We start from the raw sequence: 25,448 nt of genomic DNA on the forward strand, positions 1-25,448 counted from the left end.
TGCCAGGGGATGCACGGCGCCGCCGGCAGGCGGCGGGGCAAAAGGGGGAGAACATGGGCGAGAGCGAGCCGGCCGACGGCATGCGCGACATCGTACTGCTGCCGTCGAAGATCATCGTCCCGTCGCGGGCCGCGCACGTGGTGGAGCGCCCGGCGGTCACCGAGAAGCTCGCGGCGGCGATCTCGTGCCCGCTGACCGCGGTGGTGTCGCCCGCGGGGTTCGGCAAGACCACGGCGGTGGTGTCGTGGCTGCGCACGCTGGACGGCGTGCCGTGCGCCTGGTACCTGCTCGACGCCGAGGATGCCGCGCTCGACCGCTTCTGGCTCTACCTCGTCACCGCGCTGCGCCGCGCCGACGAGCGCATCTGCCAGTCGTTCGACGACGTGCGCCTGCCCGACGAGTTCTCGAAGCTGCGCCCCGCGCTGGACGCGCTCATCATCCAGATGGCCGAGTACGGGCGTGACTTCGTGTGCGTGCTCGAGGACTTCCACGAGGTGCACGGGGACGCAGGAGTCCACGAGAGCGTGCACTACCTGCTGAAGCACCTGCCGCCGAACGCGCACTTCGTGGTGACCTCGCGCCAGGCGCTCAGGTTCCCCACCGCCAAGATGCGCGTGGAGGGCGCGCTCAACGAGGTGGGCGAGGCCGACCTGCGCCTGTCCGCCGACGAGACGGGCGCGCTGCTCGCGGGCATGGGCATGCGCCTGGGGGCCGAGCAGGCGAGCGCCGTGCACGAGGCGACGGCCGGCTGGGCAACGGGCATCCGGCTCGTGGCGCTGCTGTGCGGCGACGGGTCGCGGACGCAGGTGGACGAGGCCCTGGCCTGCGCCCGCGTCAGTATCAACGACTACCTGTTCGAGGAGGTGTTCAGCGTGCTGCCCGCCGAGCGGCGGCGGTTCCTCGCGGCCACGTCGGTGGTGGGGTCGTTCTGCCTGCCCCTGGCCGAGCGCATCACGGGCCTGTCGCGCGAGGAGGCGGCCGGGCAGGTGGACTACCTCGTGCGCAACGGCCTGTTCATCGAGCGGTTCGAGCGCAAGGAAGGCGAGGACTGGTACCGCTACCACCCGCTGCTGGCCGACCTGCTCCATCAGCGCCTCGACCGCATGGACGACCTCGACGCCGGGGCGCTGGGAGCCGCCGCGTGCGCGTGGCTCGAGGAGCACGGCTACTTCGACTCGGCGGTGGAGGTGGCGGCCGATCGGGGCGATCACGCGCGCGTGCGCCAGATCATCGTGGACAACTGGAAGCGGCTGTACATGAGCGACAGCCACTACACCGTGCTGCGCTGGGCGTCGTTCCTCCCCGAGGCCGAGATCATGGCGAGCCCGCTCCTGTGCGCGGTGCTGGCCATGCCGTTCGCGCTGAAGGGCGAGTCCGAGCGCGCCAACGCCTACCTAGAGAACGCCATCGCGCGCCTGCACGACGACGAGGACTTCCTGTTCGCGCTGTGCCTCGTGCAGAAGGCGTTCATGGCGTCGTTCAAGAACGATTGGGGCCGCATGCGCCAGTTCGCGACGCAGGCGCTGAAGTACCTGCCGCAGGAGGAGTTCTACCTGCGCAGCATGATGCTGCAGGTGGAGGCGTCGTCCAGCGCGGCGTTCGACCTGCTGGGCGCGAAGGCGGCGTTCGCGAAATCGCTGGCCATGCAGCTGGACTACGGCAACAAGTGCCTGTCGAGCTCGGCCTTCTGCAACCTGTCGCGCATCTGCGCGAACCTCGGCCACGTGCAGGAGTCGCGCCATTACGCCGAGCGCGCGTTCGCGCTGTACCCCGAGCAGGAGCGCCGCTTCAAGCCCATGCTGGGCTACGCCTACCTGTCCATCATGCTGTGCTCCTACGAGGAAGGCGACCTCGAGCGGGCCCTGCGCGAGCACGAGACCTACCTGGTGGTGTCGTCGGAGGGCGTCGTGCCGGGCAGCGCCGCCGAGGAGGCGCTGCTGCTGGCGAAGATCCGCTACCGCACGGGCGCGCCGGGCGCGCGCGAGGAGTTCTTCGCGGCGATGGCGATGGACGAGGAGGGCGCGGTTCTGGCGGGTCCCTCGTATCCCATGGCGCTCGACTGGTGCCGGGCGTTCCGCACGCGCGCCCTCGAGGAGGCGGCGCTGCCGTTCGAGAACCGCACCACGGGCGTGTTCCGCGGCATGCTGGCGTACTGCCTCGACATGGTGGCCCGCTACGAGGATGCGTGCGCCTTCGCCGATGCGGCGGACGAGGAAGACCGCTCGGTGTACGTGCGCGCCTCGGCCGTGGCCTGCGCGTTCTCCGAGAAGGTGGCGCGCCTCGGTCGCGCGGACGCCTACTTCGAGCGCGCCGCGCGCCACGCCCGAGCCTCGCGGCTCGACAGCGCGCTGGCCGAGAACCTCGCGTTCCTGCGCCCCGCCGCGCAGCGCTTCCTCGCGCGCGCCGAGGATCCGGCGCTGGCGGGCTACGTGCGCGGCCTGCTGGATTCCGACGTCGACGCGGGCGAGGCCTCGCGCCTCACCGAGCGCGAGGCGGACGTGATGCGCTGCATCGCCGCGGGGCTGACCATCGCCCAGGCGGCCGACAAGCTGTTCGTCTCGCGTGAGACGGTGAAAAAGCACCTGGCGAACATCTACGGCAAGCTGGGCGTGCACTCCAAGATGCAGGCGGTCGCCCTCCTGCGCGACGCCGGCGTCGTCTAGCCCACCCCGCCGCCGCGCGCCGCCGGGGCGCCTGCCCGCCCCCTCGGCTCGGCGGCGCCTCCCGCGCCCCCTCGGCCTCGACTTCCCCCGATATACCCCCGCTCCTTACCCCTTCGCGTAATGGCGCCTCCCCCTGCCGCCCGGTAGCCTTGTCATCGTTGGAAGGCCAGGCGCGCAGGAGGGGGGTATGCGCTCGTGCGCCCGGTTGCAAGGGACGTATGAAACGACAGAAGGAGGAGAGGCTCATGGGCAACGACGTGTCGCGCCGTGACTTTCTCAAGGTCGGCGGGTTCGCCGGCTTCGCGGCGGGGGCGGCGGGACTCGGGATCGGCTCGATCCTGGGGGCTCCGGCCGAGGCTCATGCCGAGGCGATCACCGTCACCGATTTCGTGTACACCTGCCCGCTGTGCGGGCAGAAGACCACCGACTACGACGCCCTCGTGAAGCATTTCGAGGAGACCCACCCGCAGGCGGCCGTGCCGACGTGCGCGGCGCTGTCCATCAACGGGACGGACGTCAAGGTGCAGGTGGAGCCCCATTGGACGCTGCGCGAGACGCTGCTGAAGGCCGTGGGCCTGACCGGCAACGCCAAGCAGATGTGCGACCGCGGGGCCTGCGGGTCGTGCACGGTGCTCGTCGACGGCGTGCCCGCGCTGTCCTGCACGACGCTCGCGGTGGAGTGCGAGGGCAAGCGCATCGAGACGTCGGAGGGCATCGCCGCCGACGCGAAGTGGCGCCCGCTCGTGGAGGCGTACGCGAAGCACGATGCCGCGCAGTGCGGCTACTGCACGCCCGGCCAGTTCACCGTGGCGAAGTACATCATCGAGAAGTACGGCGCGCCCACCGACGAGCAGATCCGCGCCGAGCTGGCGGGCAACATCTGCCGCTGCGGCACGTACTCGCGCCACGTGCAGGCGATCCAGGAAGCGGCCGCCGCGATCGAAGGAGGCAACTGATGGGCGAGACGAGCGTGTGGGAGCCCGAGGGCACCAACCAGGACCGCACCGACTTCAAGGTGGTGGGCACCTGGGACCATCCGGGACGCCAGTCGTGGGACATGGTGTCGGGCGCGGCGAAGTACCCCACCGACCTGTGGATGGAGGGCACGCTGACCGCGATGGCATTGCGCTGCCCCTACGGCCATGCCAAGGTGAAGAGCCTCGACATCGCCGACGCCGAGAAGATCGAGGGCGTCAAGCTCGTGTTGACCTACGAGGACGAGGAACTGGCGAGCATGCCGAAATACCGTCCGGCGTACTTCGAGTTCGGCGGCAGCCCGCTTCTGGGCGACGAGGCCGAGTTCGAGGGCGACGAGGTGGGCGCCGTCGTGGTGGCCGTGAACGAGGAGGTGTGCAAGCAGGCGCTTGACGCCATCAAGGTGGAGTGGGAGGTGCTGCCGTTCATCCTCGACGCGCGCGAGGCGGCCAAGCCCGGCGCGCCCATCCTGCGCCCCGAGATGAACCCCGACTCCAACATGACCGGCAACACGTTCGGCGCCGCCGTGGAGTGGGAACAGGGCTGCGTGGAAGACGGCTTCAAGGAGGCCGACCACATCGAGGTCGTCGACTACGGCCGCCCCATGTGGAGCCAGTTCCGCCCCATGCCGCCGGCGTACTTCTCCTACTGGGCGGACGACCCGTGGGGCAACCCCGACGGCGAGAAGATGTGCTACGTGACGAACCACGCGCACTTCCCCTCGAACGGCCCCATCGTGTCGGCGTTCATGGGCGCCGGCTCGCACGCCGACAAGTACCGCGCCCTGTCGCCCTACATGGCGGCCCGCTACTGCGACTTCGTGGAGAAGCGCGGCGCGCAGTTCGCGCCGGTGCTGTCCAAGCGCCTGGGCGGCACGCCCGTGCGCTACGTGCAGTCGCGGCGCGAGTCGTTCGACGCGGCGGTGCCCCAGACCTACCTCACCGTGCGCATCGGCTTCAAGGACGACGGCACGCTCGTGGCGGTGCAGTCGGAGAACGTGCACCAGACGGGCGCGCGCGGCGGCTACGGCGACAAGACGCACGGGCACCTCGTGCTGCCGCCGAACGCGCAGGGCTTCAAGCAGACGGTCAGCCCCAACGTGTACTCGGAGATGGCCTACTACGTGACGAACGGCGCCTGCACCACGGCCGACCCCGGCCAGCCGCAGTACGAGCCGGTGAACCTGGCGTTCGCCAAGATGGCCGACGTGCTGGGCATGGACGTGAGCGACGTCATCATGAAGAACGTGCGCGTGACCGACCCGTCGCTCACCGCCTGCATGGACGCGGCGCGCGAGGCCTTCGACTGGGCCGGCAAGTGGCATCTCGCCGGCGAGCGCACGCTTGAGGACGGTCGTCTGCACGGCGTGTCGTGCCGCTACGCCGCCTCGCAGACCTGGGGCATGATCTCGTACAACATCAACCTGCGCATGGGCGTGGACGGCAAGATCTACATGCCCTACGCGGAAGCCCTCATCGGCACGTACTGGCCCGACGCGGTGCAGCTGGTCATCGCCGAGGAGCTGGGATGCAAGCTGGAAGACGTCATCGTCTACTATTCCCCGAACTACAACAACTGGCAGGAGGGCGACGCGGCCGATCGCGGCTCCACGTGCACGTGGGCGGCGAAGGAGGCGGCCGTGCTGCTGAAGCAGCAGATCCTGGCCACGGGCGCGGCGGCCATGGGCGTGACGGCCGACGAGGTGGACCTCGTCGACTCGCTCATCACCCTCAAAGCCGACCCGACCAAGCAGATGCCCATCGTGGGCATGGGCCAGCTGGCCGTGGGGTACTGCGGCAAGCCCAAGGTGCCGTTCCAGAACGACGTCATCCGCACGATGAACGTGGACATGTGCGAGGTGGCCGTCGATCCCGAGACGGGCCTCGTGGAGATCCTCGACTACGTGGTGGCGCACGACTTCGGCAAGGTCATCCGGCCCTCGTCGGCGCTCGGCCAGATCGAGAACGCCATCACCATGAACTCGGGCCGCGCGCTGCGCGAGGAGCTGATCTGGGACGAGGCCACCGGCGTGCTGCTGAACGGCAATATGTACGACTACAAGGTGCCCACCATCCTCGACCAGCCCAAGATCGAGCCCGTGCCCGTGGAAACCCGCTGCGGCGGCGGCGCGTACGGCTCCACCGGCGTGGCGCACGCGCACGCGAACCCGGGCCTCGTGGGCCAGGCCATCCAGAACGCCACCGGCGGAGACTTCATCGACATGGTTCCCTACACGCCCGACAAGGTGCTGGCCGTGCTCGGGAAGATCGAGCAGTAGAGGAGGAGCACCTATGAAACACTACAAGCATCAGCAGGCCGCCTCGGCCAAGGAGGCGGCGTCGAGCGCCGCGTCGGGCACGGCCGCGCTCATCGCGGGCGGCACCGACCTCTTGGGCACGCTCAAGGACGAGATCCTGCCGACGTACCCCGACACGGTGATCGACCTCAAGACGATCCCCGACATGGACGGCATCGCCGAGGACGGCGACGCGGTGCGCATCGGCGCGCTGGCGAAGCTGGCCGACGTGGCCGACAGCGACGCGGTGAAGAACGGCTGCGCGGCGCTGGCCGAGGCCTGCGCCCGCGCCGCGTCGCCCACCATCCGCCACATGGGCACCATCGGCGGCAACGCGTGCCAGATGCACCGCTGCTGGTACTTCCGCACGCCCGACGACCGCTTCCACTGCAAGCGCAAGGGCGGCGACTGGTGCCCGGCGCGCGTGGGCGACAACCGCTACCACTCCATCTTCGGCGACCAGGACGGCTGCTACGCGGCCAGCTCGCACGACACGGCGCCGGCGCTCGTGGCGCTGGGGGCCACCGTGGTCACCACGAAGCGCGAGGTGCCTGCCGAGAAGTTCTTCAAGGCCAACGGCACGCGCTCGAACGTGCTGGAGGATGGCGAGGTGGTAACCGAGTTCAAGGTGCCGAAGGCGGCCAAGAGCGCGTTCCAGAAGTTCGCGCTGCGCAAGTCCATCGACTTCCCCGTGGTGAACTGCGCGGTGGCGCAGGGCGGCGACGGCGCGGTGCGCGTGGTGCTGGGCGGCGTGTACCCGGCTCCCGTGCGCTCGGCCGAGGCCGAGGCCGCGGTGGCCGGCGGCGTGAGCGAGCAGGCGGCCGCGCAGGCGGGCGACGCCGCGGTGGCGGCGTGCAAGCCGCTCGGCAAGAACGCCTACAAGGTGGAGATCGCGCGCACGCTGGTGAAGCGCACGCTCATGGACATCGCCTAAGCGGCGCACGACGGGAGGTGCGACATGGACGAAGGCAACGGCGGCGCCCGCGCGTCGGAGCGCGGGTGGCGCGACGCCTACGGGCGGCTGCGGGACTACGCGGCGGCGCACGAGGGCATCCGGCTGGCTCCGAGGAGCCTGACGGTGCCCCCCGAGGCGCGCCCCGGGTTCTACGAGCTGGTGGAGCAGGTGCAGGGCGGCTTGGCGGAGGCGGTGCTGGGGCCGGAGGCCGAGCGCGTGCGCGAGGCCGCGCGGCGCTGCGCCGCGATGCGCGGGCGGGTGCTCGACCGAAGCGGCCTCGCCGCGTTCCACCTCGCGCCCACGTTGGAGAGCCTCATGAGCGATGCGGACAAGACCCTCGCCAAGCCGGCGTTCGCGCTCGTGCTGGACGCGGTAGGGCAGGGGTCGTCGCCCGAGGAGCTGGAGGCGGCCGCGCGTCGCGCGCTGCCGCCGTTCTGCTCGTCGCTGTTCCGCAACGCCTACGAGGCGTGGGCCTATCTCGGCGTGGTGGCGGCGCTCGAGCCGACGAGGTTCTACGCGACGCTGTCGTCGGACACCGAGGAGGTGCGCGCCGTGCGCACGGACGAGGTGCGGGCCGCCTCCCAGGTGACGTCGCCGGAGCGGCGGATCCCCGAGGCGGTGTTCGAGACGGCCGACGGCCGCGTGTTCGCCATGAAGAGCGAGGCGGCGCGCGAGCTGGACTACTACGGCGTGCGCATCGAGCGGCGCCGCGACAGCTCGGCCGGGGGCAACACCGCCGGCCTCATGGGCCACCGCGTGCTGCTGCTGTACCGTCTGGGCAGCGTGGACGACGTGGCGGTGACGGTCGACAGGCAGAAGCGCGTGCAGACGCCCATCGACCTCATGTGCGAGGTGCTCGAGCCGCACGACATGAGCTATCCCGCGTACGTGAGCGCGTTCGTCGAGCGCATCAACGCCGCGCGCTCGCGGCGGCCCGTGCAGGTGATCACGTTCGACGCGTCCGGGGAGTTCGCGCCCGGGCTGCTGGACGACGAAGCCGTGGCGCCCATCGAGCGGCGGACGGTGGGGTTCGACGAGGAGAAGCTCGCGGACATCGCGAAGACATTGGACGATCGGGACATCGATGAGAACCCGCTAGAAACGGAGGAACCATGAAAGCAACGAGAGAGTACCGGGCCGCGCGCCTCGGGGCGCTTGCCTGCGCGCTCGTGTTGGCGCTCGCGGCGGCCGGCTGCGCCCCGCAGGGCGCGGGCGAGGACGCTGCGAACGGCGCGCCGGCCACGAACGACACGGCGGTGGAGGGTGCGTACCAGGCGTTCGACCCCGCGGTGGAGGCCGAGCACACGAACGGCAAGGCCATCGAGGGCTCGGAGGAGGAAGAGCTGCAGCAGGAGCGCATCGCCGGCGGCAGCGTGGGCGCGGTGACCTCGCAGAACCTCGAGCCGCTCGAGGGCATCGTGGATGCGAGCGACGGCGACTACGTGCCGAACTTCGGCATGGTGGGCGAGCCGCCCGCCATGGGCCACGGCAACAACGGGTCGGACTGCCTGAGCTGCCACGACGGCTCGAGCTCCGCGGCGCAGCAGCCGTCGAGCCATGCAGGCCAGAACCTGGCGAACGAGGAATGCGCCGCCTGCCACGCCGAGCGGTAGGGCGGTCGGCTTCGCGCCGCCGCGAGGGGCGATGCCTCTCGCGGCGGCGTCGGACGAGAAGAAAGGAGTCGCCATGCGCGAGATACGCTCCGACGTGGCACGGTGGTTCGAGGTGGGGTGCGACGTGGCCCTGGCCCAGGTGACGAAGACTTGGGGGTCCTCGCCGCGCGCGCCGGGATCGGTGATGGCGGTGAGCGCGGCCGGCGGCATCGCGGGGTCGGTGTCGGGCGGCTGCATCGAGGGCAGCGTCGTCCAGGCGGCGCTCGACTGCCTCGAGGGCGCGCAGGACGCCGGCCTCGAGCGCTTCCACGCCTCCACGGCGCGCGCCCAGGAAGCGGGGCTGTCGTGCGGCGGCAACATCGAGGTGCTCGTGTCGCGCTTGGACCGGGCGCTGTTCGAGGCCGAATGCGCCGAACTCGACGCGGAGCGCCCGTACGTGCGCGTGAGCCTCGTCGAGCCGGCGGACGAGGACGGCGCGGGCGCAGGCGGCCCCGCCTCGCGGGGCGCGGGCGCGAGCTTCCTGCTCGTGTCGCCCGACGCGGCCGCGGCCGAAGGGCGCGTGGGCCTGCGCGCCTTCGCGGCGCCGGGCTGCGAGGGGTGGCGCGTGGTCGCGCCGCGCGAGGCGGAGGAGCGCCTCGGGCGCGACGCGCTCGCGGAGGCGGCCCGGGGCGCGTGCGCCTGCGCGCCGACGGAGGGCGCGGGGCTCGTGCGGACGGGCGCCGGCACGTTCTTCTTCGCGCGCGCGAACCCGCAGCCCCAGCTCGTGTGCGTGGGCAGCGTGCACATCTCCATCCACCTGACGCGCATGGCCAAGATGCTGGGCTACCGCACGGTGGTGGTGGACCCGCGCGGCGCGTTCGCCACCGAGGAGCGGTTCCCCTTCGTCGACGAGCTCGTGCACGCCTGGCCGCAGGAGGCGTTCAAAACGCTGCGCCTCACCGCGTCGACGGCGCTGTGCGCGCTCACGCACGACCCGAAGATCGACGTGCCCGCGCTGGCGGCCGCGCTCGACTCGCCGGCGTTCTACATCGGCTCGCTCGGGCGCTACACCACGCAGCTCGCGCGCTACCGCCAGCTCGTGTGCGAGGGCTACGACGACGAGGCCGTCGGCCGCGTGTACGGGCCCATCGGGCTCGACCTCAAGGGCCGCGAGCCGGCCGAGATCGCGCTGTCGGTGATGGCCGAGATCACGGCCGTGCGCCGCGGCGCGACGTTCCCGATGTCCACGATGCTCGCGTCCGCGCGCCGCGCCGAGGCGGAGCGCGCCGGTGCGTAGCCGGGCGGCGGCCGCGTCGTGCGCGGCGGCGCTCGCGCTGACGGGAGCGCTCGCGCTGGCCGGCTGCGCCGCGGATGCGGGCGAGGGCGAGGCGGCGCCGGCCGTGCAGGCCGTCACGGCGGCCGAGGCGCACGACCTCATGACGTCGGACCGCGTGGTCGTCCTCGACGTGCGCACGCAGCAGGAGTACGACGCGTCGCACATCGTGAACGCGCGCCTGCTGCCCCACGACGCCATCGATGCCGAGTCGGCCGCCGCTGCGGCTCCCGACAAGGACGCGCTCGTGCTCGTGTACTGCCGCACCGGCGTGCGCTCGGCCGAGGCGAGCGCGAAGCTGGCCGCGCTCGGCTACGCCCAGGTGCGCGACTTCGGCGGCATCGAGTCGTGGCCGTACGCCACCGTCGACGCCGAGGGCGGCGACGGCGCGGGCACCGTGGACAACGACGGGCTCCCCGTGGGCGTGAAGGTGGTGTGCGGCAAGACGAAGCCGGTGCCGGACACCTGAGCGCCGTTTTGCGCCCGCGTCGCTCAGGACGCCGAGGCGACGGCCTCTTCGGCGACGGCTTCCGACGCCGGGCGCGCGAGCTCGGCGGCCTTCGCGGCCTGCGTCGGCTCCGCCAGGGCGCGCGCGGCCGCCGTCTCGCCCACGAGCCAGATGCGGTCGTCGGGGAACAGGCGCGTGTTGCGGCTCGGCTTCATCTTGAGCAGCTTCTCGTGCTCGTGCGCCACCACGAGGCAGCCGAACGCGTCCTTGAAGTCCACGGCGGCGATGGTCTTGCCGGCGAAGGGCGAGCCGGCCTCCACGTCGAGCGACACGCACGCGAGGTCGAGCTTGCCGGGGTGCGCGGCGGCGTACTCCTCGAACGGGGCGCTCACGGCGTCGTCCTCGTCGATGGAGTCCTCCTTGAGCAGCGTCTGCAGGTAGGCGTCCACCTCGTCCTCGGTGCCGAGGAAGGTGAGCACGTCGCCCTCGCGGATGCCCAGCGGGTCGGCCGGGTCGTTGATGCGCCGCGTCAGCTCCTCCTTGGTGAGCCGCGCGAGGGCCTGCGCGCCGATGCGCGCGCCGTCGCGCTCGATGGCCATGAGGTCCAGGTTGTGCGCGATGCCGAACAGGAAGTCGCTCGAGCGCTCGGCTCCCAGGCGGCGCAGCGTGCGCGACGCCTCCACCTCCACCACGTACAGGCGCTCCTCCACCCAATGGGCGCGCTCCTCGTCGTCGACGTTCGCCAGGCGCTCGGCCAGGATGGACTCGTTGAGGTTGCCCACGAAGCTCGTCTCCAGCTTGAGGAACCACGAGTGCAGCGTGCGCGAGCGCGCCAGCAAGAGCGAGCACATCGCCGCCAGCGCGAACATCCACACCGACTGGCGCGCGCCGGCCGCATGCACGATGTAGGCCACCACGCCGCAGGAGGCCGCCGCGCCCGCCAGCATGAGCGCGGCCAGCGGCGCGTGGTTGCGCCGGCTCTTCATCCACAGCACGCCGAACTCGTTCTTGCGCCCCGTGTAGAAGAGGTTCGACAGGAACAGCCCCGTCGCGAAGATGCCCGCGGCGGCCAGCAGCGGGTTCAGCACGGCCGCGGGCACGAAGCCCGACAGCAGCGGCAGGGCCACCTTCATGAGCACCTCCACCGAGGCGACGCCGGCCAGCACCACGAGCCCCAGCTTGAGCGCCCACCGTTTGAGGTAGTCCACCCACAGGTTCGGCTCGCCCTCGTCCTCCTGCGCGCGTCCCAGATGCTTGCGGCGCAGCGCGAACAGCCGGTCGGGCAGGATGCGGACCAGCAGGAGGTAGACGCGCTCGGAGTTCTTCACGAGGAAGGGGGAGGCCAGCGTCGTCACCACCGACACGGTGACGATGACGGGGTAGAGGAAGCTCGGCGTCACGCCCATCGCCGACCCCAGCGAGGCGATGATGAACGAGAACTCGCCGATCTGCGCCAGGCTGAGGCCGCTCATGACCGAGGTCTTCAGCGTGGCGCCCGACAGCAGGGCGCCCAGCCCGCAGAACAGCGAGCGCCCGACGAGGGCCACCGCCGAGATGGCCGCGATGGCGCCGAGGTTGCCCACGACGGCCGACGGGGTGACCAGCATGCCCACCGACACGAAGAACACGGCGCCGAACAGGTCCTTGATGGGCTTGAACAGCGCCTCGACGCGCTTGGCCTGCACGGTGCCGGCCAGGATCGACCCGGCCAGGAACGCGCCGAGCGCCGAGGAGAACCCGATGGCGTCGGCCAGCACCACCATGCCGAGGCACAGCGCGATGGACGCGATGAGCAGGATCTCGTCGTTGAGCTCGGAGCGCAGGCGCTTGAGGGCGCTCGGCACGAGGATGACGCTGAGCGCGAACCACACCACGAGGTACAGCGCCATGCGCCCGATGTGCACCGCCACCGCGCCGCCGTCCACCGCCGCGCTCACCGCCACCGTGGACAGCACGACGAGCAGGAACACGCCCGCGATGTCCTCGATGACGAGCACGCCGAACACCAGCTGGGCGAAGGCCTTGGTGCGCAGCCCCAGCTCGCCGAACGTCTTCACGATGATGCTCGACGACGAGATGGCCAGCATGCCGCCGAGGAACAGGCTCGTGGACGCCGACCAGCCCAGCAGCGTGCCGCAGGCGAACCCCGCGACGATCATGAGCGACATCTCCACGGCCGCCGTGATGAGCGCCGAGCGCCCCACGGTGGTCAGCTTCACCACGCTGAACTGCAGCCCCAGGCCGAACATGAGGAAGATCACGCCGATCTGCGACCAGGTGGACACGTCGGCCGTCTCCACGATGTTGGGGATCCAGCCGATGGCGGGGCTCACGAGGAACCCGGCCACCACGTAGCCCAGCACGAGCGGCTGCTTGAAGCGCCTGCAGACGATGGTGGCGACGGCTGCCACGGCGAGCAGCAGGGCGAGGTCGGTGACGAGCTGGGGTATGGACTGCATGGCTTCCTTCTCGCGAAACGGCGTACGGTTGCACGACGTTCCATTGTAGCAGGAGCCCCTCCCCTTGGCACGGCGGATCGCGGGTCGCAGAGGCGGCGGCGATTTCGTGCCGGAGCCGAAAACGGCCCGCCGAGGCGGGCCGTTCGAGGATGCGCGGTGCGTGCGGGTTGCGGACGAGCCCCTAGCTCTCGGCCAGCTCCGCGGGGGTGGCGCGGCGCGCCATGGCCTTGTCGTAGTCCTTCGTCCCCACGAACACCTCGTTCATGTACGGGTTCACCTTGAGCTTCCTGGCGCGGTACATGATGTAGGCGAACGCGGCGATGTTGGCCAGCAGCGCGATGACCGACACGGCCAGGTTCACGTTCGGGTTGTTCACCGACTGCACGCTGAACACGCTGTAGTCCTGGAACGCGGGGAACACCTGCGCGAACATGCACCAGAAGGCCAGCGTGAACGCGCGGTTCTGGATCCAGCCGCCCTTGTTCCAGAAGAACGCCGCCACGGTGGGGGCCAGCAGCAGGGCCAGGCCGCAGTACCAGGCGTGGGTGGGCAGGCAGTTGTACGTGTAGCAGAAGTTCCACAGGTCGTAGGCGATGATGAACACCCACGTCATGTCGGGCCACAGCATGTCCTGGCGCTTCTTGGAGATGTAGATGCCGAACCAGCCGGTCATGCACGCGATGTTGATGATGCCGGCCAGGCCGTTGAACACGTTGTGCCAGCCGCCGTACAGCGTGATGCCCTCGGTGGACACCCAGGTGGTGCCCCAGGCGCGGATGGCGCTCTCGAAGTCGCTGACCACGGCGATGAGGATGTTGATGGCCACGATGACGAACGGGAAGCACTTGAACCAGTGCGCCTTGCCGATCTTCCCCCACGAGTACTTGATGGCCATGAATCCGATGCAGCCGATGGTGGCCGCGTAGAGCTTCGCGTAATGGAACCAGCTGTTCATGTGCACGTGCGTGGGGTTGTTGAGCGCCCACTCCTGGCCGACGCCGGCGCCGATGGAAATGGCCACGAAGTAGACGGTCAGCACGATGGGCAGCACGATGAAGCAGAACACGCCGCCTGCCTTCGTGCGGCGCGCGATCTCGTTCACCAGGATCAACCCGATGAAGACGATGGCCCATCCGAGCCACTGGTACAGGGCGTTCTCCCCGTAGACTTGGAACAACATGGAAACCCTCCTTATGTAGAGTATGCTTCGCACAGGCCGCCTTCCGGCCTGCTCTTTCCGCAGATGAGATGGTTGGTGCCGCCGTGCGCGGATCGCTTCCGCGCGGGTTCTAGCCGCCTTCGGCCGCGCCCCTCCGGCCCGCGCCGCGGTCCATGTGCAGCGTCTGGGCGATGATGTCCTTGAGAACCTCGTCGTCGGCGTCCGGGTGCATGCGCAGGTATCCCACGATCCCCAGGATGAGCACGTAGAACGTCTCGTAGACGTGCTCGATGCGGATCTCGTGCAGCGCGCCGTAGTCGCGCACGGTGGTTTCCACGATGTAGGTGGCGATGCGGTCGGCCACGCGGTTCACGAAGTCGATGTAGAGCGCCGCGTTCTCGCGCGAGGCGAGCGAGCGCCGGAACGCGTCGTGCTCGAACACGCCGAGGCGCATGAGCTTCACGACGCTCGTGAGGGCGCTCTCGATGTCGCCCGGATGGCGCTGCGCGTTCCAGTAATGCGTGGCCTCGAGGAAGTCGGCCACGTAGTCGTCGAGCACGGCCGAGGTGACGGCGTCCTTGTCGGGGAAGTAGTGGTAGAACAGCGAGCGCGTCACGCCCACGCGGTTGGTGATGTCCTGCACGGAGGTCTTCGAGAGCCCCTGCTCCTCGTACAGCTCGCGGGCGGCGGCCACGATGTCGGCGCGCCGTTCGGCCGACGCCGCGTTGCGCGCTCGGTCGCTTGCGGTTTCCATGCTGCCCTCCTTGCCGCTTGCCTTCGATCCCCTGATGAGCGCAGCATACGCCCCTCGTTGACAGAGCGTCAATAGACACTTTCGACAATCCGTCAACAGGGAGAACGCGTCGGCGCCGCGCTCGGCCGCCGCGGAGGAGGGCGTTCCTTACGCGGCGTCTTTCGAACGGTGTCTGTCGAGCGCGGCTTCTTGCGCATCGTTCCCGGTTGACGACAAGTTCCCGAGTTATGCACCCTGCTGACAGCGAAACGGCCCTAATTTCGCCTTGTTCGAGAGTTATGCACCCTTTTTCATCAGGGTTGCGAGCATTGCTGAAGATTGGCGCATGCTCGACCTGCGAGTTTGGCCAGCGTTGCAGCTCATGCAGCGTTTCGGGGAGATTTTACGCTTGCCGCAAGGGTGCATAACTCGGGAACCGAGGTGCGTGGAGCGGCTGCAAGCGCCACGCACGGCGCATCGGATGCGGATCCAGCGCGGATCTGACGATTTCCTCGCGCGGCTCCGACGTCGATCCAGCGCGTTTTCGACGTCGATCCAGCGCGGATCCAGCGCGTGATATGGTAGAAAAATGACGTATGAACAGGTAAAATGCCACGAATGAAAACATCTCGCGGAAGGATGGCGCCGTGACCCTTTACCTTGCCGGAGCGTCTGCTTTGGAATACTGGAGAACCTGTCCTCCCACCCGTGCGCGCCGTGCGCGGGCGGTTTTGCCCTTCGGCTCGCCGGACGTTGGGGACGCCGGGTTTCGCGTCGCCGATCTCGCCGCGCTCGCGGATGCGGGGTTGGGTTGGCTTTCGCTGCCCGTCCACCTTCTCGTGCCTCGTGCGCTGTCGAGGAGGCGGTGTCCTCGGGCGGCCTTCCACGTGTGTTCGCGCGCACTGCCGGAAGGGTCGTTCGTGCGCGCGTCGCGCGACGTCATGGTATCCTCGCCCGAGCTCGCTTGCGTCCAAGCGGCTAGCTCGACCAGCTTTCCCTTGTTCGTCGAGCTCTTGTACGAACTGTGCGGCCACTACCGGCTGCCCCGGGGGCGAGCCGGCGAAACGGTGGCGATGCCGCCTGCCGCGAGCGTCGCGTCCCTCGCTTCGTTCGCGGATCGGGCTCAAGGGCTGCGCGGTGCGGCCGCCTTGAAGCGCGCCGTGCGCTACGTGTGCGACGATTCCCTGTCCCCGATGGAAACCGACGCGGCCGAGACGATGGTCCTCGATCCGCGCATGGGAGGCTTCGGGCTTGCGAGGCCCCAGTTGAACCGTCGGTTCGAGGTCGCGCGAAAGGACCGGCGAGCATTGCCGCAATCGGCGTATCTTCCTGATCTGTATTGGCCGCAGGCGAATATCTCCGTCGAGTATGAAAGCGACAAGCATCACCGAGGCGAGCGGAAGATGGCGGAAGACGCCGTCCGCCGCAACGGGATAGAGCATCTGGGAACACGCGTCGTGAGCCTGACGTGGGGACAGGCGAGGAATTATTACGAATTCGAACGCGTGGCCCTGTTGGTGGCGGACGCCCTTGGCAAGAAGTTCGGTTCGGAATGGGATAGATGGGCCGAGCGACGCATAGCGCTGCATCGCCTGCTTGTGCGCCGTTGAGCGCCCTCCTTTCCGGGTTCTCGAGTTTTGCACCCTCGTGGCAGGCGAAGAAGCTGCTCGTTGAACCGATGAAGGTGCTGGACATGCAAATCCCCTGGTGGGAATCCGACGAAATGCGTCGTTGGCTCTGCGGACGCTTCCGAAAGGGTGCATAACTCGGGAACCGAGGGTTTAATGGGGGTTTCTGCTTCCGAAAGGGTGCATAACTCAAGGACTTGGCAGAGGACGCCCCCCGGCGAGGGGATAGGCAGGCGGGCTTTCGTTGACGGAACGTCAGCCGGTGTCAACGGCGGGTTTCGCCCTTCGGCGAAAGATGCTAGCATGCACAAGAAGTTCAACAATGAAATAAAAAAGAAACACAAGTGAAGTAAAAGACGCGGAACGGAGGAGGGACGCATGGAGGAGAAGACGGGAACGGAGGCGCACGGGGCCGACGCGAACGCAGAGCGCGCCGCCGGGGAGCCGAAGCGGAGCGGGAAGCGGAGGCGCTGGCCGATCGTCGTCGGCGTCGCGGCCGTGGTGGTGCTGGCGGCGGGCGTCGGGTTCTGGACGTGGCACGAGCAGCCGAGCTTCTGCAGCGCCATCTGCCACGACCCGATGGACGCCTACGTGGACGGCTATTTCGACGACGCGACGCTCATGGCGAACGCGCACGAGCGCGCCGACGTCACGTGCCTGGAGTGCCACGAGGCGAAGGTCGAGGAGCAGGTGGCCGAGGGGCTGGCCTGGGTGCGCGGCGACTTCGCCACCGACGAGACAGGGCGCTTGACCGTGCAGGGCGTGACGGCCGACAAGACGATGTGCGCCACGGCCGGCTGCCACGAGTGGGAGGACGTGAAGGCGGCCACCGAGGACTGGGGCGGCGAGGCGGGCGTGAACCCGCACGCATCGCACCAGGGCGAGGCCATCGATTGCAGCAACTGCCACGGGGCGCACGGGTCGTCGTATATGTACTGCAACGCCTGCCACGACTACGCGGTGCCCGACGGCTGGGAAAGCCCCCGGTAGGGCGCGAGAAGGAGGAACGATGATGAAGAAGACGGCAGCGGCCGTATGCGGGGCCGCCGTGCTCGCGGCGGGCATGTCGGGCTGCGGCGCGGGGTTCGAGGGATCGGGCTCGAAGGATGCGGCGAGCGCCGAGCAGCTGGCCATGCGCCTGGACGACCCGTGGGCGCAGGAGGTGCAGGCGGACCCGGCCGCGAAGGCCGAGGGCACCCTCGCCGACGGCGTGTACACGGGCACGGGCAAGGGGATGGAAGGCTCCATCACCGTCACGCTGCTCGTGCAGGACAACCGCATCGCCTGCCTGGAAACCACCCAGGAGGGCGAGAGCCAGAGCCGCGGCGGCTACGAGGCCGTCCGCGACGGCAGGTTCGCGGCCATGATCGAGGCCGCGCAGGGCGCCGACATCGACGCGGTGAGCGGCGCCACCATCACGACGGCGGGCGTCAGGCAGGCGGTGGAGGACGCGCTTTCGCAGGCGGAAGCCGCGGGCGCAACGCAGGATGAGGAGGGGTCCCGATGACGGAGCAGGCACCTGAGCGGGGACGCGCGCACGCGGCGCTGTCCCGGCGCGACTTCTTGACGAAGGCGGGCGCGGCGATGGGCGCCGCAGCGGCTGCGGCGGCGATGCCGAGCGCCGCGTACGCCGTGCAGGAGGGCGCGATCGGCGATTGGGCGGCCGACGGCTCGAAGGACGTGGCCGTGCCCGACAGCGCCGCCACGAACGCCTCGTGGTCGGACGGCACGTACCGCGAGCACAACGGCGCGGCCTTCCCAGCCGACGACGCGAGCCCCATACCTCCGCGGGCCGTGCCCGCGGCCTGGGACTACGAGTGCGACATCTGCGTGGTGGGCGCGGGCGGCGGCGGGCTGAACGCGGCGGCGCGCGCGGCCGAGCAGGGCGCGCGGACCATCTGCGTCGAGGCCATGGGCCTGCACGGCGGCAACGCCCAGGAGGCCGGCATGTGCGCCATCCTCGGCGGCTCGAAGCTGCAGGAGTCCAAGCGCTTCGCGTTCCCGTCCTACCCGTTCGACGCGCGCAAGCTGGCCGACTGGGCCATCGACGAGTACCACTACGCGGCCGACCCGCACCTCATCTACCGCATCGCCGAGGCGGGCGGCACGTGCATCGACTGGATGGGCGACTGCGGCGTGCGCTGGCGCTTGGGCGAGGTGCCGGTGTACGTGGCGCCGAAGAACTCGACGCTCGACCACCACGTGCTGAAGATGAAGGACGCCACCGACGCCATGTTCAGCTTCGGCCAGAAGCACGGCGTGCAGTACCTCTTCCAAAGCCCGGCCGAGGCGCTCGTGCAGGACGGCGACGGGCGGATCGTGGGCGTGGCAGTGCGCGAGGGCTACGGCGAGGAGAAGTACATCCACGCCGAGCGCGCCGTCATCCTCACGGCGGGCGGGTTCTGCAACAACAAGGCGCTCTTGCAGCGCTACATCCCCACGGCGGCCATGGGCTGCGCCAGCAGCTACCTCACGGCGGGCGAGACGGGCGAGTGCTTCCGCATGGGCCTGGGCGTGAACGCCGACGTGTCGGGCTTCAACAGCTCGGCGAGCTTCGACGGCGGCGTGGACTGGGAGGCCGAGGGCGGCCAGTGGGCGCGCTTTCTGTACGACGGCATGACGCAGCTGTCGCGCCAGCCGTGGTTCACCGTCGACCGCTGCGGCAACCGCCTACGCTACATGGACAGCCGCGTGGGCGAGGACGGCGCGAACGCCATCTACGCGCTGGGCGACCTGGCCACCATCCAGATGACCCCGCCGGGGCACCGCTCCTACATCATCTTCGACGCGCACTACGAGGACCACCTGGCGGGCTTCGCGCAGGAGCATTGCCGCAAGCTCATCACGCCCGACCTCGAGCAGATCGACAAGGTGCCCGAGCACTACCGCGACTGGCACCACGGCGTGCAGGACGCCATCGACGCCGACGTGCTTAAGAAGCGCGACACGCTGGAGGAGCTGGAGCGCGACCTGGGGTTCGCCCCCGGCGTGCTGGTCGAGGCCGTGGGGAGGTGGAACGAGGCGTGCGAGCGCGGCGAGGACGACTACCTGTACCCCATGCCGCCCGAGTGGCTGCACGCCATCAAGGCCCCGCCGTTCTACGGCTGCCGCATCGGCGGCAACCTGTACGGCACGAAGGCGGGCCTCCTGATCAACGACGAGATGCAGGTGGTATCCACGAAGGGCACCGTGATCCCCGGCCTGTACGCCGGGTGGCACACGGCCGGCGGCGCGTGCGGCGAGAACAGCTATATCGGCGACCCCATCCTGGGATCGCTGCTGGGCGACGTGAGCCTGGCGTTCTGCGGCGGGTACCTGTGCGGCACGTACGCGGTCGCCAACGAGATGAAGGGAGGGGAGTAGCATGATGCAGCGTTTGAAGGGCATGGCCCGCCCCTATGCGATGCTGTTCCTGATCGCGCTCGCGGTGACGGTCGTGGGGCGCATCGGGCTGGCCGTGATGGATCTGACCGGCACGCTTTCCTACGACTACATCTCGGCGGCCGACGTGCCCATCCTGGACGTCGTGTGCTCCATCCTCACCGGGTCGGCGCTCGTGGCGTTCATGTACGCGGCGTCGCTGGCGATGGTCGTGTCCACGGCGGGCGTCGCGCTGTACGGCCTGCTGTTCGCGCGCCGAAGCGACGGCGCCGGCAGGCCCGCGACGGCGTTTCTGTGGGGCTGGGCGACGGCGCTCGTGGCCATCGTGTGCCTGCTGGTCACCGTGAGCGGGATCCTGTCGGCCGTGCAGGTGGGCTCCATGAGCTCGAAGCTGCCGTCCGCGCCGGTGCTCGTGCTTGCGCTCGTGGGGTTCGCGGCGTTCCTCGGCACGCTTTTGGGCGCGGCGTCCATGACGGTGTGCGCGTGCCTCGCGCGGGCGCGCGACGAGAAGCGCGCGGGCTGGAACCTCGTGCTGGCGGCCCTCGTGTGCGGCCTCGTGGTCATGGTGCTCACCGTGGGCACGTTCTCGGCGATCAACGCGGCGTCGATCAGCCTGGCGGCCGTGGGCGGCTGGTTCGCCGCCGACGTCGTCGCGAACCTGGCCATCATGTTCGGGATGGCCGCGCTGGCGAAGAAGGCCTGATCGGGAATCGTCCTTTGCGGGGCGGGTGCTTCTCGCTCCTGCTTCTCTTAAAGGATCTCCCAGCGTCCGGCGCGCGGGCTACCGACGCGCCGGACGCGTCCGCTTTCTTTGAGCGAGGCGATCGTGCGTTCCGTCGTGCGTCTCGCCATCCCTGCGGCTTCGGCGATTTCGGCGACGGTGGCCGAGGGATGAGCGGCTATGAGGCTCAAGATGCTGCGTTCTAGCGCCTCCTCCCTGCTTTCCTGCGTGCAGAAAGGTTTCATCGCATCATGGATAACCGAGAGCATGAAGGTGACGAAAGCCGTCGAAGATCCGGTTGCGTTCGATTCGTTCAATGCGGCGTAGTACTCGCTTTGACGTTCGCGGATCATGCTTTCGACCGGTAGCCAGGCGAGTACGGTGCGCCAGCGTGCTAGCAATAGCGTGTGCCAAAGCCTTCCGACGCGACCGTTTCCGTCGGAGAACGGGTGGATGAATTCGAATTCGTAATGAAACACGCATGAGGCCAAAAGCGGATGGAGCTCCGTCGAGCCTATCCATCCGAACAGGTCGGCCATGACTTCGGGCACGTAGGATGCGGGGGTTCCTGCATGGATCAGACGATCTCCGTCGTACACGCCTGCGTTTTTCATCCGGAGCGTTCCTGCGTCCTTGCGCAGGCCTTCCATCATGATGCCGTGGGCCTCGAGGAGGTCGTCCATGCTGCGCGGATCCCAGGCAGGAAGCAGATCATACGCTCGCTTGGCATTCTGAACCTCCCGGATTTCGTCGGGCGAACCGAGGACGCGCTGGCCGTCGATGATATCGGTCACCTGATCCATCGTGAGCGTGTTCTGCTCGATTGCCAGGGAGGAATGAATGGTTTGGATACGCAGCTTGCGGTGCAGGACGGGCGAAGACGATAGGGCGGAATCGGGAGCGAGCCGCCCCACCATCTCGGCGATATCCAAGGCGATTGCGGTGATCTCATCGGTGGACTCGAAGGGCGGTTCGTACGGCATGGGATTCCTCCTTTAGTTTTACCGCCAATATTTTACCGCCATTGGCGGTAAAAATGAAGGAGGAGGCGAGAGGGGCGGGCCTGCCGAGCCGCGTGCCTCTCCCCGCGCCGCGGGCCGTGCCGTGCCGGGCCCGCTTCCTTACTCAATAGGGTGCAGCTGACCGAGGGCGGCTTTGCGGTCGGCCTCCTTGCGGGCTTGGACGTCGGCGATGACGACGCGCCAGGTGCGCGCGAGCGCGCGGCGCTGCTCGCCGTCCAGGCGGCTCCACAGCTGGGTGCGGGCGAGCAGGTCGACGGTGCGCGCGACGACCCTCTGCTGCCGCTCGCCCTGGGGGGTGGCGGCCGCGAACACGGCCTTGCGGTCGCGCGGGCTGGCCAACCGCACCGCCCAGCCCTGCTCCACGAGGCGGTCCACCGCGCGCGCCACGGTGACGGCCGTCATCTGCAGCTGGGTGGCGAGGTCGCCGATGCGCAGCGGCTCGTCCACCTCGCCGAGGCGCTGGAGCACGCGGCACTCGTTGAGCGACGCGCCGCACGTGGCGCGCAGGGCGTCCTCCATCCCGCGCTTCACCAGCTCGAGCGACACGAGCGCGCGCGAGGCGGCGTAGCGCGACGACGCGTCGCCGGACAGCGGCGGGTCGATGCTGGCGCCGGCGGCGATGGACGCTTCGAGGATGCCGCGGTAGACCGCGTCCTCGGTGGGGAACAGCGCGTACAGGCGCTCGACGATGGAGGCGTTCGCCTCGGCCACGTGGCCCACGCCCGCCTCGGTGATGCGCGCGGTGCGCACGCGCCCGTCCGCGCCGTCGCCGCTGCGCGTGGCGAACCCGGCGGCGACCAGCGCGTTCATCGCCTGCGTCACCACGTTGGGCTTGAGGTCGAGCAGCTTGCCGAGGCTCGACTGCGCCACCCCGTCAGGGCGCGCGGCCAGCAGCTTCACGAGCATGCGGTACTGGGTCACGTTGAGGTCGCTCGCCTGGGCCAGCCCGCTCTTGAGCGCGCGATGGGTGAGGTCGAAGGCGACGAAGAACGTCGAGTCGAGCCTCAGATCCCCTTCGTCGTGCGCATCGTGCATGCCTGCGGCGGCGTCCATGCTCCTCCTCGTCCGTCCCTCGGAAAACGTTTCAGCGATGAAACGATAGTAGCCCTTCCGGGGACGGACGGGGCCGGCGCGCTTTGCAGCCGCGCAAACTCTCCACGCCGCGCCGGGCCCGTCCGCCGGCGCGGCGCGACCCGCGCGCCTAGCGCCGCGCGCGGAAGCGCCCGATGGCCTTCGCCGCCTCGGTCTGCACGACGGACAGCAGGGCGAACCCGAGCACGAGCGCCCACTGCCACAGGTTCATCACCGTGCCGCCGAACGCGTCCACGAAGGGAGGCACCAGCAGCACGATCAGCATGAGCGCGAAGCTGGCAGCCACGGCGAGCCCCAGCTGCGGGTTGCGCGCGCCCTCGCGGTCCCAGATGGGGTCGGTGGTGGAGCGCTGGTTGAGCGAGCGCAGCACCTGGGAGAATCCCAGCACGCCGAACGCCATCGTGCAGCCCAGCGCGTAGCTTCCGGCGTTCTGGCCAACCACGAAGGCGACGAGCGCGAGCGCCGCGATGAACACGCCCTGAAAGATCACGCGCCGGGCGAGCCGGCCGTCCAGCAGGTTGTTCACGCGCATGGGCGCATGCTCCATGATGTGGCGGCTGGCGGGCTCCACGCCCAGCGCCAGCGCGGGCAGCGACGCGGTGGCGAGGTTCACCCACAGGATCATGACGGCGGTGAGCGGCGCGTTCCAGTTCAGCAGCACGGCGGTGAGCAGCACCACGATCTGCGCCACGTTGTCGGCCACGAGGAAGGCCACCACCTTCTGGATGTTGCGGAACACGCGGCGGCCCTCGCGCACGGCGTAGACGATGGTGGTGAAGCGGTCGTCCATGAGGATCATGTCGGAGGCGTCCTTCGCCACGTCGGTGCCCGTGATGCCCATGGCCACGCCGATGTCGGCGGCCTTGAGCGCGGGCGCGTCGTTCACGCCGTCGCCCGTCATGGCCGTCACCTCGCCGGCGTGCTGCAGCGCGCGGACGATGCGCAGCTTGTGCAGCGGCGACACGCGCGCGAACACCGAGGTGGTGCGGGCCGCGTCGTCGAGCGCCGCGTCGTCCATCTCGTCGAGCTCCTCGCCGGTGACCACGAGGTCGCCGGGGCGGTAGATGTCCAGCTCGCGGCCGATGGCCCGCGCGGTGGACGCGTGGTCGCCCGTGATCATGACGGTGCGGATGCCGGCGGTGCGGCAGGTTTCCACGGCCTGGCGCACGTCGGGGCGCGGCGGGTCCATCATGCCCACGAGGCCGATGAGCACGAGGTCGCGCTCGATGTCGACGCCCTCGTCCGGCACGCCGGGCAGGGCGCGGGTGGCGAAGGCGAGCACGCGCAACGCCTCGTCGGAGAGCTGCTGGGCCACGGCCAGCGCGCGGGCGCGGTCCTCGTCGGTCATCGGCCGCGCGCCGCTGCCGTCCATGATGAAGGCGCAGCGAGGCAGCAGGGAGTCGAGCGCGCCCTTCACGGCGACCACGGTCTCGCCGTCGCGCTCGTGCACGGTGGACATGCGCTTGCGGTCGGAGTCGAAGGGACGCTCGGCCAGGCGCGGGTAGGAGGCGCGCAGCGCGAGGGGGTCGATGCCGTTGTCGCGCGCCAGCACGAGCAGCGCGCCCTCGGTGGGGTCGCCGATGAAGGCGGGCGCGCCCGGCGCGTCGGCGTCGTCGGCGGCGAACGCGGCGTCGTTGCAGAGCACGGCGGTGAACGCGAGGTACCCGAACAGGTCGGGGTGCTCCTCGAGGGCGGCTGCGGGCTCGAGCGCCTCGTCGCGGTCGAGGTCGGGGCCCAGCGCCACGCGCACGACGCTCATGCGGTTCTCGGTGAGGGTGCCCGTCTTGTCCGTGCAGATGACGGTGGCGCCTCCCAGCGTCTCGACGGCCGGCAGGCGGCGCACGAGCGCCTCGTGGCGCGCCATGCGCTGCACGCCCAGCGCCATGGTGATGGTGGCCGTGGCCGGCAGGCTCTCGGGGATCACCGAGATGGCCAGCGACACGGCCAGCAGCAGCAAGGGGGCGAACGGGCGGCCGTAGGCGAGGCCGATGGCCAGCACGGCCAGCGCCGCCGCCACGCCCACGATGGTGAGGATCTTGCCGAACAAGGCCAGCTTGCGCTTGATGGGCGTGTCCAGCTCGTCGTCGCCTTCCAGCATGCCGGCGATGTGCCCGACCTCGGTGCCCATGCCCGTGGCCACCACGATGCCCGCGCCGCGGCCCGCCGTGACGATGGCCGTGGCGAACGCCATGTTCGTCCGGTCGCCCAGCGGCGCGCCGGGCAGCACGACGGCGGAGGCGTCCTTCTCGACGGGGACCGACTCGCCCGTGAGCGCGGCCTCCTGCATGCGCAGCCCGGCCGCCTCGACGAGGCGCAGGTCGGCGGGCGCCATGCTGCCGTCGCCGAGCTGCACGAGGTCGCCCGGCACGAGGTCGCGCGCGGGCACCACCATCTCCACGCCGTCGCGCACGACGCGCGCCTCGGGCGCGCTCATCGATTTCAGCGCCTCGAGCGAGGACTGCGCCTTGCGCTCCTGCACGATGCCGATCACCGCGTTCACCACCACGATGGCGAAGATGATGCCGGCTTCCGCCCACTCCTGCAACAGCGCCGACAGCACGGCCGCCACGAGGAGGATGAGGATCATGGGGTCGGTCAGCTGCTCGCGCGTCATCTGCGCCAGCGTGCGCGGCGGCTTCGCGTTCAGCTCGTTCGGGCCGTGCGCGGCGAGGCGGCGCGCGGCCTCGAGGCCGCTCAGCCCTTCGAGCGACGAGTCGAGCTCGATGAGGACTTCGGGAAGGGGCTCCGCGTGCCAGGGTCGGGGCGCGGGCTGGTTGCTGGGTGTTTGAGGGTTCGGCATGAAACGTCCTTTGCGCGATTGCTGCAGCGTTGTCTGCGCCCACGATACGCGCTTGCGGCCCGCTCGGAGCGAACCGTCACGAGCCGGTAACCGATCGGACGCTCGGGCGGCGCGTTTCCCGCAGACGGGGCCGCGCGCGGCGACGAAGGCCGGCCCTTGACCGACCGGCTTCGCTTTCTCGCCGCCGGCGT

The 25,448-nt window shown here is 69.8% G+C and carries 19 protein-coding genes; 13 read left to right on the plus strand and 6 right to left on the minus strand.

Annotated elements, in window-relative coordinates:
• Positions 1 to 53 precede the first annotated feature (53 nt).
• From GS424_RS07520 to GS424_RS07555, 8 genes are all read left to right on the plus strand, one after another.
• The gene (locus tag GS424_RS07520) at positions 54 to 2,663 is read left to right on the plus strand and encodes a helix-turn-helix transcriptional regulator (protein WP_160941722.1); all 2,610 of its coding nucleotides are present in this window, start codon (positions 54 to 56) and stop codon (positions 2,661 to 2,663) included.
• 218 nt (positions 2,664 to 2,881) lie between these two features.
• Positions 2,882 to 3,619 carry a (2Fe-2S)-binding protein gene (locus GS424_RS07525; RefSeq protein ID WP_218958891.1) on the plus strand — a complete coding sequence of 246 codons (738 nt, stop codon included), beginning with the start codon at positions 2,882 to 2,884 and terminating at the stop codon, positions 3,617 to 3,619.
• Positions 3,619 to 5,916, plus strand: coding sequence for a xanthine dehydrogenase family protein molybdopterin-binding subunit (locus GS424_RS07530; RefSeq protein ID WP_160941721.1), 2,298 nt, complete (start codon positions 3,619 to 3,621; stop codon positions 5,914 to 5,916). The genes GS424_RS07525 and GS424_RS07530 overlap by 1 nt, the downstream gene beginning before the upstream one ends.
• A gap of 13 nt (positions 5,917 to 5,929) precedes the next feature.
• Positions 5,930 to 6,868 (plus strand): FAD binding domain-containing protein, encoded by a 939-nt coding sequence (locus tag GS424_RS07535; protein ID WP_160941720.1) that lies wholly within the window; start codon positions 5,930 to 5,932, stop codon positions 6,866 to 6,868.
• Positions 6,869 to 6,892: 24 nt separating this feature from the next.
• Positions 6,893 to 8,005: a hypothetical protein gene (locus tag GS424_RS07540; RefSeq protein WP_160941719.1), complete on the plus strand. Its 1,113-nt coding sequence runs from the start codon at positions 6,893 to 6,895 to the stop codon at positions 8,003 to 8,005.
• Positions 8,002 to 8,502, plus strand: coding sequence for a hypothetical protein (locus GS424_RS07545; RefSeq protein WP_160941718.1), 501 nt, complete (start codon positions 8,002 to 8,004; stop codon positions 8,500 to 8,502). The genes GS424_RS07540 and GS424_RS07545 overlap by 4 nt, the downstream gene beginning before the upstream one ends.
• Before the next feature lie 73 nt (positions 8,503 to 8,575).
• Entirely contained in the window at positions 8,576 to 9,778 is a 1,203-nt protein-coding gene (locus GS424_RS07550) for an XdhC family protein (protein WP_160941717.1), read from the plus strand.
• Positions 9,771 to 10,283 carry a rhodanese-like domain-containing protein gene (locus tag GS424_RS07555; protein WP_160941716.1) on the plus strand — a complete coding sequence of 171 codons (513 nt, stop codon included), beginning with the start codon at positions 9,771 to 9,773 and terminating at the stop codon, positions 10,281 to 10,283. The genes GS424_RS07550 and GS424_RS07555 overlap by 8 nt, the downstream gene beginning before the upstream one ends.
• 23 nt (positions 10,284 to 10,306) lie before the next feature.
• Here the strand turns inward: GS424_RS07555 and GS424_RS07560 are convergent, their stop codons facing one another.
• From GS424_RS07560 to GS424_RS07570, 3 genes are all read right to left on the minus strand, one after another.
• On the minus strand, positions 10,307 to 12,721 hold the full coding sequence (locus GS424_RS07560) for a cation:proton antiporter domain-containing protein (protein WP_244977707.1): 2,415 nt from the start codon (positions 12,719 to 12,721) through the stop codon (positions 10,307 to 10,309).
• 181 nt (positions 12,722 to 12,902) lie between these two features.
• Entirely contained in the window at positions 12,903 to 13,901 is a 999-nt protein-coding gene (locus GS424_RS07565; protein ID WP_160941715.1) for a DUF5692 family protein, read from the minus strand.
• A 109-nt stretch (positions 13,902 to 14,010) separates the two neighbouring features.
• The gene (locus tag GS424_RS07570; RefSeq protein ID WP_160941714.1) at positions 14,011 to 14,634 is read right to left on the minus strand and encodes a TetR/AcrR family transcriptional regulator; all 624 of its coding nucleotides are present in this window, start codon (positions 14,632 to 14,634) and stop codon (positions 14,011 to 14,013) included.
• A 626-nt stretch (positions 14,635 to 15,260) separates the two neighbouring features.
• Between GS424_RS07570 and GS424_RS07575 the strand changes: the two genes are divergently transcribed.
• The 5 genes from GS424_RS07575 (at position 15,261) to GS424_RS07595 (ending at position 20,325) form a co-directional block, all read left to right on the plus strand.
• Positions 15,261 to 16,223: a hypothetical protein gene (locus tag GS424_RS07575; RefSeq protein WP_160941713.1), complete on the plus strand. Its 963-nt coding sequence runs from the start codon at positions 15,261 to 15,263 to the stop codon at positions 16,221 to 16,223.
• 396 nt (positions 16,224 to 16,619) lie between these two features.
• Positions 16,620 to 17,231, plus strand: coding sequence for a cytochrome c3 family protein (locus GS424_RS07580; protein ID WP_160941712.1), 612 nt, complete (start codon positions 16,620 to 16,622; stop codon positions 17,229 to 17,231).
• 19 nt (positions 17,232 to 17,250) lie between these two features.
• Positions 17,251 to 17,748, plus strand: a complete 498-nt coding sequence (locus GS424_RS07585) for an FMN-binding protein (RefSeq protein ID WP_160941711.1) — start codon at positions 17,251 to 17,253, stop codon at positions 17,746 to 17,748.
• A complete protein-coding gene (locus GS424_RS07590; RefSeq protein ID WP_160941710.1) occupies positions 17,745 to 19,604 on the plus strand; it encodes an FAD-dependent oxidoreductase in 1,860 nt (619 codons plus the stop codon). Before GS424_RS07585 ends, GS424_RS07590 begins: the two co-directional genes overlap by 4 nt.
• A gap of 1 nt (position 19,605) precedes the next feature.
• Complete coding sequence (locus tag GS424_RS07595) at positions 19,606 to 20,325, plus strand: hypothetical protein (protein WP_160941709.1); 720 nt, start codon at positions 19,606 to 19,608, stop codon at positions 20,323 to 20,325.
• Positions 20,326 to 20,372: 47 nt separating this feature from the next.
• Here the strand turns inward: GS424_RS07595 and GS424_RS07600 are convergent, their stop codons facing one another.
• The 3 genes from GS424_RS07600 to GS424_RS07610 all read right to left on the minus strand — a co-directional run bounded on the left by GS424_RS07600 (position 20,373) and on the right by GS424_RS07610 (position 25,257).
• Positions 20,373 to 21,326, minus strand: coding sequence for a Fic family protein (locus tag GS424_RS07600; protein ID WP_160941708.1), 954 nt, complete (start codon positions 21,324 to 21,326; stop codon positions 20,373 to 20,375).
• Positions 21,327 to 21,464: 138 nt separating this feature from the next.
• Positions 21,465 to 22,418 carry a MarR family winged helix-turn-helix transcriptional regulator gene (locus GS424_RS07605; RefSeq protein ID WP_244977708.1) on the minus strand — a complete coding sequence of 318 codons (954 nt, stop codon included), beginning with the start codon at positions 22,416 to 22,418 and terminating at the stop codon, positions 21,465 to 21,467.
• A gap of 148 nt (positions 22,419 to 22,566) precedes the next feature.
• The gene (locus tag GS424_RS07610; RefSeq protein ID WP_160941707.1) at positions 22,567 to 25,257 is read right to left on the minus strand and encodes a cation-translocating P-type ATPase; all 2,691 of its coding nucleotides are present in this window, start codon (positions 25,255 to 25,257) and stop codon (positions 22,567 to 22,569) included.
• Positions 25,258 to 25,448: the final 191 nt, after the last annotated feature.

The sequence above is a fragment of the Eggerthella guodeyinii genome (assembly GCF_009834925.2).
GTDB lineage: Bacteria > Actinomycetota > Coriobacteriia > Coriobacteriales > Eggerthellaceae > Eggerthella > Eggerthella guodeyinii.

Excerpts from the sequence above, each read along its gene's own strand:
- GS424_RS07540 (WP_160941719.1), top strand. The coding sequence starts at position 6,893 with ATGGACGAAGGCAACGGCGGCGCCCGCGCGTCGGAGCGCGGGTGGCGC.
- GS424_RS07600 (WP_160941708.1), bottom strand. The coding sequence starts at position 21,326 with ATGCCGTACGAACCGCCCTTCGAGTCCACCGATGAGATCACCGCAATC.
- GS424_RS07530 (WP_160941721.1), top strand. The coding sequence starts at position 3,619 with ATGGGCGAGACGAGCGTGTGGGAGCCCGAGGGCACCAACCAGGACCGC.
- GS424_RS07605 (WP_244977708.1), bottom strand. The coding sequence starts at position 22,418 with ATGGACGCCGCCGCAGGCATGCACGATGCGCACGACGAAGGGGATCTG.
- GS424_RS07550 (WP_160941717.1), top strand. The coding sequence starts at position 8,576 with ATGCGCGAGATACGCTCCGACGTGGCACGGTGGTTCGAGGTGGGGTGC.
- GS424_RS07535 (WP_160941720.1), top strand. The coding sequence starts at position 5,930 with ATGAAACACTACAAGCATCAGCAGGCCGCCTCGGCCAAGGAGGCGGCG.
- GS424_RS07570 (WP_160941714.1), bottom strand. The coding sequence starts at position 14,634 with ATGGAAACCGCAAGCGACCGAGCGCGCAACGCGGCGTCGGCCGAACGG.
- GS424_RS07525 (WP_218958891.1), top strand. The coding sequence starts at position 2,882 with ATGAAACGACAGAAGGAGGAGAGGCTCATGGGCAACGACGTGTCGCGC.
- GS424_RS07580 (WP_160941712.1), top strand. The coding sequence starts at position 16,620 with ATGGAGGAGAAGACGGGAACGGAGGCGCACGGGGCCGACGCGAACGCA.
- GS424_RS07585 (WP_160941711.1), top strand. The coding sequence starts at position 17,251 with ATGATGAAGAAGACGGCAGCGGCCGTATGCGGGGCCGCCGTGCTCGCG.
- GS424_RS07560 (WP_244977707.1), bottom strand. The coding sequence starts at position 12,721 with ATGCAGTCCATACCCCAGCTCGTCACCGACCTCGCCCTGCTGCTCGCC.
- GS424_RS07520 (WP_160941722.1), top strand. The coding sequence starts at position 54 with ATGGGCGAGAGCGAGCCGGCCGACGGCATGCGCGACATCGTACTGCTG.
- GS424_RS07565 (WP_160941715.1), bottom strand. The coding sequence starts at position 13,901 with ATGTTGTTCCAAGTCTACGGGGAGAACGCCCTGTACCAGTGGCTCGGA.
- GS424_RS07610 (WP_160941707.1), bottom strand. The coding sequence starts at position 25,257 with ATGCCGAACCCTCAAACACCCAGCAACCAGCCCGCGCCCCGACCCTGG.
- GS424_RS07595 (WP_160941709.1), top strand. The coding sequence starts at position 19,606 with ATGATGCAGCGTTTGAAGGGCATGGCCCGCCCCTATGCGATGCTGTTC.
- GS424_RS07545 (WP_160941718.1), top strand. The coding sequence starts at position 8,002 with ATGAAAGCAACGAGAGAGTACCGGGCCGCGCGCCTCGGGGCGCTTGCC.
- GS424_RS07590 (WP_160941710.1), top strand. The coding sequence starts at position 17,745 with ATGACGGAGCAGGCACCTGAGCGGGGACGCGCGCACGCGGCGCTGTCC.